Below are 15917 nucleotides of genomic sequence, written 5' to 3'. Positions count from 1 at the left end.
TATCCCTTTCATTTTCTTCATTATATTAGTGCCAAAATACAAATTTCTTTTGAATAACATCAAGAATGATACTCATTAAATAGCCAACAATTGCAATCAGCAAAACAGTCGCCAATACATTTACCTGAACAAGTGATGACGACATAAAACTTAATAAATATCCCATTCCTTCTGTTGAACTAATCATTTCTGTAAGGATGGAAATAATTAATGCAAGCGGAAGAGCAATTCTTAAGCCCGTAAAAATAGCTGGGGCTGTTGCAGGCAATAATACCCTCCAAAACATTTTATAGTGATTGGCACCCATATTTTGTGAAGCCCATAAATAGATATGATTTACCCTTAATGCACCATAGTAAGTATTGATAATAATTGGAAACAAGCACTCTAATACAATTAAGAAAATTTTCGAACCTGAACCAATTCCGAGCATAAATACTAGGATTGGATATAGAGCCACCCTTGGAATTGGATATCCAATTGATAACATTGGCTGCATTAATTGGTTCATTAAATTAAACCGACTCATCATGATTCCTATTGGAACTCCAATAACTGCTGAAATGGTAAATCCACTTAAGACACGTACCATTGTTACCGATAAGTTATCCCAGAGCAATGGAGACAGAGCCAAATCGTAAGCAACCCCGAAAACAACAAACATGGATGGAAATAGCCTTTCCGGCATAATTCCCAGGGCAGCAATTACTTCCCACAAGATCAGCAGTATGAAAATAGATTGATAATCTAACACTTTATTCCAAATCCTTTTGAACATCATTTCACCTCTTTAAGCTTTATTAACATCCCACCATAATACTCTGCTTCGAATCATAAGCAATAATTTATCAAAGATAAAACCTAGCAATCCAATAAACGCGACTCCTGCAAACATATAGTCCGTTCTTCCTCCGAGATCTGCATTTAGAATCAAGAAGCCAAGTCCAAACCCATTGGCAGCACCAATAATTTCAGATGAAAACATCATGACAAAGGTCAATCCTAATGAAACTCTTAAACCATCAAAAATTTTTGGCAGGGTAACGGGAAATACAATTTTCGTTAATAATTGAAAAGCGTTTGCACCCATATTCTGTCCTGACCATAGAAAAACCTGTTTCACCGAATGGACCCCATCTCTCGTAGCAACAAAACATGGGAAAAAGGCTGTTAAAAAGATAATTAATATTCTGGTCGTGTCGCTTATTCCAAACCAAACCATTAATATCGGTAATAACGCAATCTTGGGTATCGGGTTAAGAGTGTTGACAATCGGATTAAAGAAGGTTCCCACTCTTCGGTAATATCCTGCTAAGATTCCAAGGGTAACACCAACAATGACAACTAATAAAAAGCCCATTAATGATCGAAAAAGACTGGAACCGATATGATTGACGAGATCTCCCGCTGCCCAAAGTTCGCCCATTGATTTTACTATTGCCAATGGACTAGAAAGATAGGTTGGAAACCATGAAAAGGAGGAAAAAATTTGCCAGATAGAAAATATAGCAATTAACTCGATACCAGCAATCATCCGAAGAAGTTTTTTATCCATTGACTACCTCCGAAATCGTTTCTAATGGTTTCTTATGCTCTTGATGAAGAAGATCCCATATTTGATTTCGATAATCTCTAAATTCAGAAGATTTATAGAGATTTAAATCCCTAGGTCTCGGGAATTTAATATCGATAACCTCTGAGATAACAGCCGGCCTGCCTGAAAAAACAACAACGGTATCACTTAAGAAAACTGCCTCTTCAATATCATGTGTGACAAACAATACACTCTTTTGGGATTCACTCCAAATGCGCAGCAATTCGACCTGCATTTCTTCTCTTGTTTGTGCATCCAATGCTCCAAATGGCTCATCCATCAACAAAACCTCAGGGTCAAAGGCTAGTATACGAGCTAAAGAAACCCTTTGCCTCATCCCGCCTGACAATTGTGAAGGTAATTGATTTCTGAATTCCCATAAACGGACCAATCTCAAATACTTTTCAACAACCCTATTTCTTTCGGTCTTCGGTACTCCTTGAATATCTAATCCCCAAGCTACATTATCGAAAACATTCAACCATGGAAAAAGTGCAGATTCCTGAAACATCATTCCTCTATCAGGGCCTGGCTTTTCAACTTCTTTTCCTCTTACTTTGACTTTCCCAGAGGTCTTGTCAATAAATCCGCCAACAATGTGTAAAAAAGTACTTTTTCCACAGCCGCTTGGGCCAACAATACTAACAAATTTCCCTTCAGGAATCCTCAAGCTTACATCTTTTATCGCAACTACTTCTTCTTTTTTAGTTGAATAGACCTTTCTCAAATTCTCAATTTCCATTGCCGCGGTTTTTATGGTCATTTGTTCTCCTCCTATTTATAAATGCGAGGACAAAAAATGTCCCCGCACCCTTTATTTAGCTGGCAATAAAGATGTATCAATTAAATCTTTTAGATCAATTTTTTTGTCAATCCATTTATCTTTTAACATAAGCTCTTGAACCTTTTCCCAACCTTCCATACTAATATAAGCAGAACGATTGTTATCGGTCATGTTAATATAAATTTCTGGGTCAGCCTGTACCTTTTTCGTTTTATCGATAATTTTCTGTCTAGCTTCTTTACCATTTTCTTGATAATACTTTACGATGTTTGCATAGTCTGCTAAGAAATCTTTTACAGCTTCCTTATTTTCTTTAATAAAGTCTGGGTGCAAAAACAATACGAAGAAATCCTCATCGAATGGTACACCTGTTTTTGAAGTAAAGATGGTTTTAAACTCTCCGCTTGCTATGGCACCAGCAGCAAATGGCTGCGGGAACATCCCTAAATCAATTTTTCCCGATTTAACAGCCTCATTCATTGCTGGAATTGGTGTAATCGCATATTTCACATCTTTGTCTGGATCTAAGCCGGCTGTTCTCAACGCATTTCGAACCCACAAATCTGTTGGAGATTTAAAATCAGAAAGACCAATGGTTTTGCCTTTAAGGTCTTTTATATCTTTAATTTCTGAATCCTTTAATGTCATGAAAGCTGAATTGAATCCAACATCTGGAGTATCTTTTGCTATAACTCCAACTACCTTCAATTTAACGCCTTGTGAAGCAGATAGAATGGCAGCCGCTTGACCTAATGTTCCACCATCAATTTGGTTTGCCTGATAGGCATTTAATCTATCTGCATTTGCTCTAAATTGAGAGAGATTTAGTTTATATGTTTTCCCTTGGTTTGGTGCTAACGATGGATCTGCTTCAAACAACCAAAGTGGCTCTTCCGTTGCAAAACCGCCGCCAAAGTTAATTTCAACGATACCCGCTTCTTTCTTCTCAGATGTTCCAGAGGTTTTTTCTGATGATTTATCCCCAGAACATGCTGCAAGCATTAAAGCTAGTGAGATCAGCACGAAAAAAAATACAGTTTTTTTCACAATTAACAACTCCCATTCTCTCTCAAATTTTACTTAACTCTTGACATCCCCTAATAAACTTTTCCATTTAGTTTCATATTATTATAGAAGACAAAAAATTTAGATCACTACTAACCCCCTTTTGTTTTATATACAAAAACAAGTTTTGCTATAAATACATTGTAATAACAGTTGAAATAGTAGTCAATATTTTTATTCGAAAATAAAAAATTTTCAGTTAATGTGTCTTAAAAAAAGATATTTAAAAACCTATTAATCTTCAACAAATTTGGAGAAGTCACAGGCACTGTTATTAAGAGCTAGGTTCACTTCTTGAATAAATAGAGGGATACACGGATTAGAAGAGGACCTTTTCCATGCTGCGATAACATTTACACTGTTATCATCACCTACAATATCAATGAATCTAAGACCTGGACTCGCGTAGGTTTTCAAATGTTTAGAGACGATCGAAATTCCTATGCCTGCTTCTACAATCATTAGGACTGCATCAATGCGCGAAGCGGAGCTCACGATATTTGGTGAGAACCCTTTAGCGGCACACATTGCAAGGACATGCTCATACCCTTGGAGAGATTCTTCACGATTCAGCATCACAAACGATTCTCCAGCGAGCTTTTCAAGTAAAACTTCTTTTTCTTTCGCTAGTGGGTGATCGTAAGGAACAACCACACATTTTCGTTGCTCCCATAGCGTTTTGTATTCCACACCAGCAATATTTTGAATCCCGTGCGAAAGTGTGAATCCGATATCAATTTCATCGTTTTGAAGGGTTTTGATAATTTGTCCGGTATTGTAATAGACGAAGTTCATGTTTACTTTCGGGTATTTCTTCCTGAATGCCCTGACGACTATAGGTAATAACCTTCTGACAGAAACACTTAGTAAACCGATATTGATTGTTCCTGCCAATCCTTCTTCAGCCTGACGGGCATTTTCAATTGAACGACCAAGCCTCTCCACTATTTCTCTTGCATCCTTAAGAAAAACCGTACCAGCATTCGTTAATTCTACAGAGTGCTTGTTGCGATTAAAGAGTTTTACACCCATTGTTTTTTCGAGTGAAGCAATCTGCTGACTCACTGCAGGCTGTCCCAAAAAAAGCTTTTGTGCTGCTTTTGTAAAGTTTAATTCTTCAGCTACCGCAATAAAGTAACGCAATTGTCGGATATCCATACCATTCTCCTCTCGTTCTCCACGCTTAATAAAATACATGATATCACAATTACCACTCTCCTTTGGTAATTAAAAAAACTAATTACCGATATTATTTTTAAATATTTCAATAATTTAATTTATTTATGTATCATCATAGTTAAACAAATAAAAATATTTACAGGAGGACTATCCATGCAAAAAGTATTTCCCGAGCTAAACCGTGAAGAAGCAATGAAGAGAGTCGATAGATTAATTCCATCTATTCAATCACGCGCAAACCTAACTGAAGAAATTCGACGTCAACCAATAGAAACCATTGAGGAATTCATTGAAGCCAAGCTACTTCGTCAGTTGATGCCGAAGCGTTGGGGAGGGTATGAACTAGATATTGAGGCACTATATGAAACAACAGCTAAAATCTCAAAGGCCGATCCGTCTGCCGGATGGTGCTATGGCTTGCTCGTTCTGCATTCATGGATGCTTGCCTACTATCCTGAAGAAGCACAGCAGGAGGTTTGGGGGGAAAATCCAGATGCTTGTATCGCCTCTTCATTTGGTTCCCTTCCGGGCAATGAAATCAAACAGGTTAAAGGCGGGTACACCGTTAGTGGTGAATGGGGATTTTCGTCGGGGATTAACCACAGTGACTGGATCATGATTTCTACCGTTGTAGGACCGGAGAGGAGTTATGATTCCCCACAATACTTGATGATGCTCGTTCCAAAAAGTGATTTCACCATAAAAGATACATGGGAGACGATTGCACAAAAGGGAACGGGAAGCAATAATATCCAGCTAACCGAGGTATTTATACCTAGCTACAGAACCATTGATATGGCAGTATGGTGTCAAACAGGAGTAGGGCCGGGCAGCACAATCAATAACAATCTATTATATCAGCATCCACTTTATGCTGTTATGCCTGTCTGTCTCACATCTTCCATTTTAGGCGCAAGCCAGGGTGCATATGAATTATGGAAAAACACAATGAAAAAGAAATCAACCGTCAGAGGGGCAAATGTATCAGACTACACACACCAACAAATCCGCCTTGCAGAAGTGTGCGCAATGCTTGAAGCCGCTGAAGCTCTGTTGGAAAAATCATTAATGCGGCTCCGTACCGGAGAACCAATCGATACGTATGAAAGGCTGCGTCTTCGCAAAAATTATGGATTTACCGCTAAATTGTGCAAAACTGCAATGCAAACGATGATCGATCATAGCGGAGCAGGAAGTATGTTTGAGAAAAATCCTCTACAACGCTACTGGAGAGATGTGCAAGCCTCTTCAATGCATATTACGTTCAATATGGACTATCTCGGTGAAATGTTTGGAAAAGTTGAGCTGGGTCTACCTTTAAGTCCAAAAGACACTTTGTTATCTTAAGTAATTTTTATAAACATTTAATCCTGTAAAAAGGCACAACTAATGGGTTGCTAGTTGTACCTTTTCTATTTAATCGCCGAAAATCCAAATGCACTATTCAACTTTAAAGATATTCTAAAAAGGTGGTGTGATGGATATAATTTTCATTTACATGCTTTTTAATTGTCTGAATGGCTTTCTCTTTATCCCTCTCACGAAATGCTTCAATTAACTGTAGATGTTCATTTGTCCGTTCTTTATACCAAGTAGAATCAAATGGCCGAACATTCCCTTCTCCTTGAATGGATAAAAATGAAATACGCATTGATAGCCATAAAGAATCAGTAAATTTATTAATGAAAAAATTTCCTGAATAAGAATAAATCATTTGATGAAACTCGATATTTAAATGAGTACCCTTAATAAAGTCATTGGTTTTTAAGGTATTGATCAATTTCTCAGTGGACCATTCTAACTCCCTGATTCCATCTTCTGTTATTAATTCGCAGGCTTTTGAAACTGCATATGCTTCTAGCACTTCTCTAATTTCAAATTCCTGTTTTAACAATTCAAAATTTATTGGAGCGATTTCCATCCCAATTCCAGGTTTTACCATCAATAATCCTTCTTGCTCCAGCTTTCTTAATGCTTCTCTTACAGGTGTACGACTACAATTACATTTACTAGCCAAGTCATCTTCGGTCACTCGATCTCCAGGCAATAATTTCCCTTCAATTATGGCATTTTTCACAATATGAAAGATTGCGTCACGTAATGGTTTTGTAGAATAACGTTCTAATTCTCTTTCAAAATGATAAAGCTGTTTCTCCATGTGGACTCTCCTTCAATTAGCTCCCTATTCACCTACTACTCTATTACTTTATTATACTCCAAGGTATTTGTGAAGAACCTCATCACTATTTAATAACACATCTGGCGTACCTTCCCAAACAATATGTCCTTTATTCATTACCAATACTCGATCAGCCACATCACAAGCAAGTTTTAAGTTTTGTTCAACAACTAGAATGGATAATCCAGTTTTCTTTAAATCCCTAATAATGTCTGTGATTTGATCGATGATTACCGGAGCAAGTCCCTCAGAAGGCTCATCCATTAGTATTAGCTGTGGATTGGTAATTAATGCTCTGCCGATGGCCAACATTTGCTGCTGTCCGCCCGACAATTCATTCCCCATATTTTGTTCCCTTAGTTTTAATGCTGGGAACAAATCAAATACTTCATCAATTGTCCAATATTTCAAGTCTTTTTCTTTATGCTTTATTGAACGGCTGGGCATTAACAGGTTTTCTCTTACCGTTAAGGAAGAAAAAACTCGTCTTCCTTGCGGTACCAATGCCATATGCAATTTGGAAATTTTATTAGCAGGTAGCCTCTCAATCGAATGGTCCTTAAAACGAATTTTCCCCTTTTTTGATGGTATTAAGCCGGAAATGGTGTGGATGGTTGTGGTCTTACCAGCCCCGTTTCGTCCTAAAAGGGCTACACACTCCCCTTCAGAAATAGTAAAATTAACCCCTTGTAAAATATGACTACTACCATAATACGTGTGTACATCTTCTAAACTAAGCATGGTTTCGGGCACCTCCACCAAAGTAGATTTCTTGGATCATTTCATTCCCGCGTACGTCTTCCGGAGTACCTGAAAGAATTGTTTCTCCATGATGCAAGACGGTAATTCGATCGGCTGTACTAAATACAACCTCCATGTCGTGTTCAATCATTAATAACGTGACAGATCGAGGAATTTTCTTGATCAATTCAGTTGTCCGGACAGTTTCAGAAGGTGACATGCCCGATGTAGGTTCATCTAGTAAAAGAATTTTCGGGTTTGCACAAAGCGCTAACATAATTTCTAATACCCTTTGTTCACCATAGGATAAATTTTTCACTTTTACATTTTTTCTATCTTGCATTTCCCATTGCAGCAGCATCTCTTCAGTTTCTCTTTTAATATCAGCATACTCAGAAAGACTTTTGAAAAAGTTCATCTTATATGGCTTTTCAGATAAAATGGCTAAATATATATTTTCTCCGACGGTTAAATCAACAAAGAGATTATTCTTTTGAAATGTTCTTGCCATTCCCAACTTCACTCGTTCGTGTGATGGTATATTCTTAATCGATTTTCCTTCTAAAAAAACATCTCCAGACTCAAATTTAAGCGTTCCATATAAACAATTGATAAAGGTGGTTTTCCCGGCACCATTGGGTCCGATAATGACATGGCGTTCACCAGGCTTAAGTTCAATTGTTGCATCTTTTAAGACATGGATTGCTTTAAAGGATTTATTCAGCTTTTCCACTTTCATTAAGCTCAATGGTCGTCCCCCCTTTTTTATGCGCAAATACGTTTTTCTTTGGAAGTAGTTTTTTCCCAATTAATTGAACCAATTGGAAGATTCCGCCCCGATTATATAGAACGATTACAATGAATAACAGCCCCATAATGAGCGACCAGCGATCGGTCATCGTACTTATATAGTTCTGAAGAAAGATAAAAACGCCTGCTCCGATAACTGGACCAAAAAGTGTGCCCAACCCGCCAATGAAAACCATTATAAGTACAGTGGTTGCCATATGAACACTAAATAAATCGGGACTTGCAAACTGTGTCTTGAAAATATATAACCCACCAGCTAACCCAGCTAATCCTCCAGCTACTACATAGGCTATCATTTGATATTTTTTTACATTGTATCCCAGTGCTATCATTCTACCTTCATTTTCCATAACCCCCTTTAATCCTTTTCCAAGTGGTGAGTTCACAAATAGGCGAAGGATAAAATACGTTAGGACGAAAAAGGCAGCGATTAAATAGAAAAGACTTAATGGAGAGCCAAGTTCTGTGAAACCAAGATTAGGCTTAATGGATGTACCTAACCCATCTGCTCCTCCCCACAGGTCTGATTGTCGGAAAAAGAGAAAAAGCATTTGTGTAAAGGCCAGGGTAATCATTAGGAAAAAGATACCTTTATTACGAATAGCTATTAATCCAGTTAATAAAGCGAACAGACATGAGATAACAATAGCGGCTGGTATCAGAATATAGATACTTGTGACGTGTTCACTTAACACGGCAACTGTATAGGCGCCAATTCCAAAGAATGCACTATGACCAAGTGATTGCAGTCCCCCATAACCCATAATTAAACCAAGGCTTAAGGCAAAAATGGCCATTATTAATACTTCAGTTAACATAAATAACACAAATGGCGTAATTACAAATGGCAGTGCACAAATAACTAGAGTGAGGAACAATGTGACGATGATTGATTTTTTCATGATTCCACCCTTCCAAATAACCCTGTTGGCTTAAACATTAATACGATGATCATCACAACAAAAATCAATAAAACCGAAGCATCAGGGAGATAAATCTTCCCAAAGGAATCAATTATTCCAATGAGGATTGCACCGATGAAAGCTCCTTTCCAGTTGCCAAGTCCACCAATAAGTACGATTACAAGTGAATTAACTAATATTTCAAATTCCATTTTTGGATACATTCCTAAAATAGGGCCGCTTAAAACACCGCCAATGGCAGCAAGCGCGGCACCAAACAAGAATACAGCTGAAAAGATTAGTTTAATATTGAACCCTAACGCACCAACCATTTCCATATCATCTACACCGGCCCGCACAATCATTCCCACCTTTGTTTTTGTTTCAAAATACCAGAGGAGGACCGCACAAATAATACCAATGGAGATAACAAATAATCGATAGATGGGAAAACTGCTTTCACCAATTGCAAAGGAGAAATCCAATAGAGATGGTACTGGTATGGAGAGGAAATCTCCACCCCAAATCCAAAGGGTAGCATCACCGATAACAAAGATAAGTCCTAAAGTTAATAGAACCTGTGAAGCTTCATTGCCATGAAATCGGGAAATTAGGAATTTTTCAATCAGCAACGCTAAAATGGTCACACTCATTGTAGATAGAAGCAGCGCCAGCCAGAAGTTCATCCCTCTGCTGATCATGGCATAGGCTACATAGGAACCAAAAAGAAAAAAGGAACCATGAGCGAGATTAATAATTCTCATTAACCCAAATACGATAGATAGACCACTAGCCATTAGGAATAGCAGCATACCATATGTTAATCCAGATAATAAATTGACTGTAAACAGATCCATGGATTCATCTCCTTGGCCGAAATTTGTAAAAGAGGCTGAATCTAGAAGGAGTGGACTCCTACAACCTATACAAGTATTGTATGCTGGAGTATGATTCCTTTTTGAGCCAGCCTTTTAGTGGTCTAGTATTTTTTATAACCTAGGTTTTCTTTCGGCATTTCGATATTTTCGTAGGTTTCAACTAATTCAAAGGTAATTTCACTGTTTTTTTCCTTACCTTCAATGACATACATATTTTGATTTAATGTGTGTGTGTCTGGATTCATTTCGATTGGACCACGCGGACTATCTAATGTTAGTCCTTTTTTCAGAACGCTTACGACCTTTGCACCGTCTATGCTTCCAGCTTCTGCAACTACTTGAGCAATTAAATTACTAGTATCATAGCCATTTACAACATAGTTATCTGGAATTTTATTATATTTAGCTTGGTACGCCTTCACAAATTTTTCGTTGACTTCATTTTTTAGTTCAGGGAAGTAGTTTGTGATCATTTTTCCGCCAACTACTGCGTTACCAACAGCCTTCACATTAAATGGTGCATTTAACAATGATCCACCCTCAACGAGTGTGTATTTTTCCTGTAAGCCAAATTCTTGGTATTGTTTAACAAGACGTGAACCATCTGCACCTGGAATAAACATAAAAACTGCCTCTGGTTTTGCATTATCAATTTGTGTTAAATAGGACGAAAAGTCACTTGTTCCTAGCGGTGCCCAGATAATCTCATTTACCTTCCCTCCGCCTTCTTCAAAGCTAGGGATAAAATCAGTAACAATCTCATGTCCTGCCACATAATCAGAAGCAATAATCACTGCATTCTTCCCTACAGCTTCAGCAGTGAACTTTCCAGAAGTAGAAGCATATTGCCATGCAGAGAAACTGGTTCTCCACACATAGTCACTCTTTTTCTCCCATGATAAAACGTCAGTAGATCCTACCACATTAATTAATGGAACCTTTTTGTCCGCATCGACTTTGTCTCGTAAAGCTAAAGCGATACTTCCAACCGTACCACCACCCACTAAATGAACTCCTTGATTGAGTGTTAGTTGCTCATATTTACGAAGTGCTGTCTGTGGGTCACCTGCGTCATCTTCAAAGAACAATTCAACCTTACGACCATCGATTTCTGGGTTTTCTTGAAAGTAAAGTTCAATTCCTTCTTTAACCGGTGTACCCATTGAAGCAAAGTTCCCTGTAAGAGATAGAATAAATCCAAGCTTTACTGGATCCTTTGAATCCCCTTCACTCTTTTTACCACTATCCTCGCTGCCGCTGCTGCTATCAATTGCACTGCCGCTGCATGCTGCTAAGAAAAGAAGACTAAAAACTGCTACGATCTGAAAAAATTTAACTACTGATTTTTTCATTTACTCATGCCCCCCTGATTTTGGTATTTCTGATTTACATTTATTAAAAGGCTGCACGTTTTTCTTTTCTCATATGGAGCGGTTCCTATGCAAATTACTACCGAAAAACCTCTTTACTTACTTAGGATGGAGTTTTGTTTCTTTTCTGCTTCTTTAATTAAGCCTCTAAGTCTGCTCGGACTTACCGGCAGTTGATTAATAACAATATCAAGGTCGGACAGAGCGTCAACTATTGCATTGGCAATCGCTGCTGGCGGCGAGATTGCTCCCCCTTCGCCCACTCCTTTAATTCCTAATGGATTTCTTGTTGAAAGAAACTCCTGATGTCCTTTTTTAACCGTTGGAATTTCCATAGAAGTTGGCAGCAAATAATCCATATACGTACCCGTTAATAATTGGCCGTTCTGATCATAAACAATTTCTTCATATAATGCAGATCCAATTCCTTGTGCAACTCCACCTTGAACTTGCCCATCAACAATCATGGGATTAATGACAGTACCGCAATCATGAACTACACTATAATTCTGGAGTTCAACAAAACCGGTTTCTTTATCCACTTCTACCTCGGCAATGTGTACAGAGGAAGCAAATGTAACAGTTGGTGGTACAAAATAATGAGTAACCTGTAAACCTGGCTCAATTTCTGGCGGTAATGGCGGTCGGGCTGCAGGTCTAGCACGTTTATAGACATCCTGCAATGTGATAGAATGGGAGCGATTTTCTTTTGAAAATATTTTGCCATCCTCCATTTCAACCTCTTCAGGCGGTGTTCCTAGGATAATTCCAGCTATCGCTACGATTTTTTTTCGTAGTTTTAAAGAAGCTTCATGCATGGCCGACCCGGCATTTACCGCACTACGGCTAGCATACGTACCAGCTCCAAAAGGTAAAACAGCAGTGTCGCCAACTTTAATCACAATATCATCAGGAGTCAAGCCAAGTGCGTCTGCTCCAATTTGGGCAAAAACAGTTTCATGACCTTGACCTTGAGGAGAGGCTCCTAAATGTGCAATCACTTTTCCTGTTGAATCAACACTTAATAGTGCACCTTCAAATGGACCTGCACCAGTTCCCTCCACATAGGTAGATATCCCGATGCCGATGTTTTTTCCTTCTTTTTTAAGTTCCTTCTGACGTTTACGGAAGCTATCATATTCGACCATTTCCAGTGCTTGGTTCAATGCAGCTGGGTAGTCACCGCTATCATAAATAAGTCTTGCGCCATCTTTTACTAAAATCCCTTGGTCATATGGCATTTCATGAGCTTGAATCATGTTCTTTTTGATGACTTCCACAGGATCAAGCTTTAGTTTCCTGGCAATCATATCAATGACCCGGTCCATCGTGAACACAGCTTCAGGTCTTCCTGCTCCTCTAAATGGAACATTTGGTGTTTTATTTGTTAACACTATTCTTGATGTAACTTCAAAGTTTGGTATTTTAAATGCGCCCCGTAAATGGTAGGCAGTGTTATAGGCACATGTAAAACCAAAAAAGTTAACCGCTCCCGAATCCACGACAAATTCATCACGGAGACTAAGAATCGTCCCATCATTCCGGTAGGCAACGACCACATCATGTATTTGATCCCTTGATTGACGTGCACTTGTTAAATGTTCAAGGCGGTCTTCCACCCATTTCACCGGTCGACCAACTAGATTGCTAATGTAAGGGATTACAATTTCCTCTGGATGAACGCCGCCCTTAGGACCAAACCCCCCACCAACATCCGGTGCTGTTACTCGAATATTTTGTTCTGTCCATCCTAAACAATGGGCAATTGTCGCTCTAACCTCAAATGGCAATTGAGTCGCAGACCAGACATGTGTTTGCTCGGTACGAAGATCATAATCTGCAATGACACCTCTTGTTTCAATGGGGTTTGAAGAAAGTCTTGGTGTATGAACTCTTGTCTTTAGAATATGGTCGGCCTGCTGTTCGGCAAGTCTTGCGTCACCTAGGTTTAGATGGAATTCCATTTGTATGTTTTGTTCCACTTGCTCCTGTACCAGTGGAGAGCCTTCCTTCATTGCTTCAAAAGGATTAACAATTGGCGTTAACTGCTCATAATCAACTTTAATTAAATCTGCAGCATCCTCAGCAATATAGCGATTGTCTGCTACCACAACTGCAACAGGCTGTCCGACATACATGACTTTATCAACAGCTAAAACACTTTCATAGTTAAATTGAATTTTCGGGTTGATTTCTTTCGCTACATTTGGCGGTACGGCACTGTGTGATTCAAATTGGGTAATCGGTTTAATTTTCCCTTTAATATCGTCGCCGATGAGAATAACATGCACACCAGGAAGTTCTTTGGCCTTTGAAATATCAATTTTTCGAATCCTTGCATGTGACTGTGGACTACGTACAAATACAGCTTCAAGCATTCCTGCTAATTTAATATCGGCAACAAATTGGCCTGTGCCAGTAACTAAACGATAATCTTCCTTTCTCTTTATACTTTGCCCTACATATTTTTTCATCTTCATGCCTCCTCGGGACACTACCTTATTGAGCAGAAATTACTGAATGATTCATTTCTTCATTTTGAAGTGTTTTAGCAGCTTGTTGAACGGCCTTAATGATATTGGCATAACCTGTACAGCGGCATAAATTACCTGAAATGGCTTCGCGAATCTCTTTTTCCGATGGATTTTGATGATCTTCCAGAAAATGAGTTAATGTCATTAGAAACCCTGGTGTGCAAAAGCCACATTGTAAGGCATGATTATCTGAAAATGACTGTTGAAGGACATTCAATGTGCCATCGGCATTTTTGAGAGATTCAACGGTTTGAATTTCTGATCCATCTGCTTGAACCGCAAACATTAAGCAGCCCCGAACTGGCTCATTGTCTAGTAAAATCGTACATGCCCCACAAACTCCGTGTTCACAACCAAGATGTGTTCCTGTATGGTTACATTCATCACGGATAAAATCTGTAAGCAGTAATCTTGGTTCTACTTCTTTTTGAACTATTTTGCCGTTAATGGTAATCTCAACTTGTACTTTATTGGACATGTTTTTCTCCTTCCTTTGCACGCTCCACGGCAATCTTAATTGCCCGAACTGTAAGTTTGGCTGCAAGCTCTCTTCTGTATTCTGCTGTACCATGAAGATCTGTTTCTGGATCAACACTTTCCTCTGTAAGTGTTGATACATGTTCCAATACATTGTCTGTTAGTTTCTTGCCAACTAAATAGTGCTCTACCTCTTCCAAAACTGTTGGAGTAGGATTCACACCGCCTACAGCGATTTTTACATTCGATAAGCTTCCATCTTCATTTAAATCAACTACAGCTGCAACCATTGCTAATCCAAAATCCCCATGTCTTCTCGCTACTTCGACAAATGCAGATCGACATTGTTTTGAAATGATAGGGAATCGAACCTCTTTTACCATTTGATCAGGCTGGAGGGATGTGAGCATATAGGTAAGGAAAAATTCTTCAGGAACAAGAACCTCTTCACTTCCATCCACATTTGCAATGACAATTTCACCGCGAAGTGCGGTAAGTACACATGGCAACTCGGCTGATGGGTCTCCGTGAGCAATACTGCCGCCAACTGTCCCTCTATTTCGAATTTGTGCATGCCCTACCCATTTGATTGCTTCTGCTAACAGCGGGCAAACTTCTTTAACGAGGTCTGAGTGTTCAATGTCTTTGTGTTTCGTTAAGGCACCTACCGCTAAAAAGTCACCGTCTTGGCGGATATAATTCAATTCTTTAATTCTACTAATGTCAATTAAGTAGGCTGGAGCTGAAAGCCGCATGTTCATCGTGGGAATTAAACTTTGACCACCTGATAAAATCTTTGAATCTTCACCGTATTCCTCTAGGTAATTCAATGCTTGTTGTAGATTTGTTGGTCTCAGGTAACTAAATACAGCTGGTTTCATTTGCTTCTCCCCCTATTAAGCTCTAGCAAGGAGCTGTTTTTTTACATCTTTAAAGAAATTCCCAGCTAGGAACTTGGCTATTCCACCAATGACTCGATTGCCCACGCTCGCAATTGTTCCGCCAATTTCTGCTTCACATGTCCAGACTACCTGGCACCCATCTTCTAAAGGTTCAATTTTACATTCAAGCGTTGCATCTACAAAACCCGGTTTTCCACTACCAGCAGCATAAAGCTTGTAATGAATGGGTTCCTCTACATCCTCAATTTTTACTTTTCCTGTATATTCTCCCTTAACAGAAGCGACACCTAATTTGAGATTCACATCATATTCCACATCATCATTTAGAATGAGTGATTGACAGCCAGGGATTGCACTAATTAGAATTTCTTCTGTATGAAGTGCCTGCCAAATAGTCTCAACGGGCTCGTTAAATTTTGCAGTACCACTAATATTCATAATGAATCACCTCAGAGTTTTATTTTCAATGCATACCTGTATACAATGATTTTTAAAAAATAAA

The 15917-nt window shown here is 38.7% G+C and carries 16 protein-coding genes; 1 reads left to right on the top strand and 15 read right to left on the bottom strand.

What is annotated here, in order from left to right; all coding sequences use genetic code 11:
* Positions 1–25: 25 nt before the first annotated feature.
* The 5 genes from V7124_RS17690 to V7124_RS17670 form a co-directional block, all read right to left on the bottom strand.
* Positions 26–778 (bottom strand): ABC transporter permease, encoded by a 753-nt coding sequence (locus V7124_RS17690; RefSeq protein ID WP_335491666.1) that lies wholly within the window; start codon positions 776–778, stop codon positions 26–28.
* Positions 779–790: 12 nt separating this feature from the next.
* Complete coding sequence (locus tag V7124_RS17685; RefSeq protein ID WP_335491662.1) at positions 791–1555, bottom strand: ABC transporter permease; 765 nt, start codon at positions 1553–1555, stop codon at positions 791–793.
* On the bottom strand, positions 1548–2357 hold the full coding sequence (locus V7124_RS17680; RefSeq protein ID WP_335491658.1) for an ABC transporter ATP-binding protein: 810 nt from the start codon (positions 2355–2357) through the stop codon (positions 1548–1550). Before V7124_RS17680 ends, V7124_RS17685 begins: the two co-directional genes overlap by 8 nt.
* Before the next feature lie 51 nt (positions 2358–2408).
* A complete protein-coding gene (locus V7124_RS17675; protein WP_335491652.1) occupies positions 2409–3425 on the bottom strand; it encodes an ABC transporter substrate-binding protein in 1017 nt (338 codons plus the stop codon).
* A gap of 252 nt (positions 3426–3677) precedes the next feature.
* Positions 3678–4640, bottom strand: coding sequence for a LysR family transcriptional regulator (locus V7124_RS17670; protein WP_335491650.1), 963 nt, complete (start codon positions 4638–4640; stop codon positions 3678–3680).
* 135 nt (positions 4641–4775) lie between these two features.
* Here V7124_RS17670 and V7124_RS17665 point away from each other — a divergent pair, with 135 nt between their 5' ends.
* On the top strand, positions 4776–5969 hold the full coding sequence (locus V7124_RS17665; RefSeq protein ID WP_335491647.1) for an acyl-CoA dehydrogenase family protein: 1194 nt from the start codon (positions 4776–4778) through the stop codon (positions 5967–5969).
* A 103-nt stretch (positions 5970–6072) separates the two neighbouring features.
* On the opposite strand, the gene V7124_RS17660 is transcribed toward V7124_RS17665, so the two are convergent.
* From V7124_RS17660 to V7124_RS17615, 10 genes are all read right to left on the bottom strand, one after another.
* Entirely contained in the window at positions 6073–6780 is a 708-nt protein-coding gene (locus V7124_RS17660) for a GntR family transcriptional regulator (RefSeq protein ID WP_335417531.1), read from the bottom strand.
* 51 nt (positions 6781–6831) lie between these two features.
* The gene (locus V7124_RS17655) at positions 6832–7542 is read right to left on the bottom strand and encodes an ABC transporter ATP-binding protein (protein ID WP_335417530.1); all 711 of its coding nucleotides are present in this window, start codon (positions 7540–7542) and stop codon (positions 6832–6834) included.
* Positions 7535–8281, bottom strand: a complete 747-nt coding sequence (locus tag V7124_RS17650) for an ABC transporter ATP-binding protein (RefSeq protein WP_335491716.1) — start codon at positions 8279–8281, stop codon at positions 7535–7537. Before V7124_RS17650 ends, V7124_RS17655 begins: the two co-directional genes overlap by 8 nt.
* Positions 8259–9254: a branched-chain amino acid ABC transporter permease gene (locus V7124_RS17645; protein ID WP_335491643.1), complete on the bottom strand. Its 996-nt coding sequence runs from the start codon at positions 9252–9254 to the stop codon at positions 8259–8261. Before V7124_RS17645 ends, V7124_RS17650 begins: the two co-directional genes overlap by 23 nt.
* Entirely contained in the window at positions 9251–10111 is an 861-nt protein-coding gene (locus V7124_RS17640; protein WP_335417526.1) for a branched-chain amino acid ABC transporter permease, read from the bottom strand. The genes V7124_RS17645 and V7124_RS17640 overlap by 4 nt, the downstream gene beginning before the upstream one ends.
* A 122-nt stretch (positions 10112–10233) precedes the next feature.
* On the bottom strand, positions 10234–11484 hold the full coding sequence (locus V7124_RS17635) for an ABC transporter substrate-binding protein (protein WP_335417523.1): 1251 nt from the start codon (positions 11482–11484) through the stop codon (positions 10234–10236).
* A gap of 113 nt (positions 11485–11597) precedes the next feature.
* The gene (locus tag V7124_RS17630; RefSeq protein ID WP_335491636.1) at positions 11598–13976 is read right to left on the bottom strand and encodes a xanthine dehydrogenase family protein molybdopterin-binding subunit; all 2379 of its coding nucleotides are present in this window, start codon (positions 13974–13976) and stop codon (positions 11598–11600) included.
* Positions 13977–14001: 25 nt separating this feature from the next.
* Complete coding sequence (locus tag V7124_RS17625; protein ID WP_335491634.1) at positions 14002–14514, bottom strand: (2Fe-2S)-binding protein; 513 nt, start codon at positions 14512–14514, stop codon at positions 14002–14004.
* Complete coding sequence (locus tag V7124_RS17620; RefSeq protein ID WP_335491631.1) at positions 14504–15394, bottom strand: FAD binding domain-containing protein; 891 nt, start codon at positions 15392–15394, stop codon at positions 14504–14506. Before V7124_RS17620 ends, V7124_RS17625 begins: the two co-directional genes overlap by 11 nt.
* 15 nt (positions 15395–15409) lie before the next feature.
* Positions 15410–15853, bottom strand: coding sequence for a CoxG family protein (locus tag V7124_RS17615; RefSeq protein ID WP_335417516.1), 444 nt, complete (start codon positions 15851–15853; stop codon positions 15410–15412).
* Positions 15854–15917 lie beyond the last annotated feature (64 nt).

The organism is Neobacillus niacini, from assembly GCF_036961885.1.
Lineage (GTDB): Bacteria > Bacillota > Bacilli > Bacillales > Cytobacillaceae > Neobacillus > Neobacillus niacini_H.
This window is presented reverse-complemented; position numbering and strand designations above follow the sequence as displayed.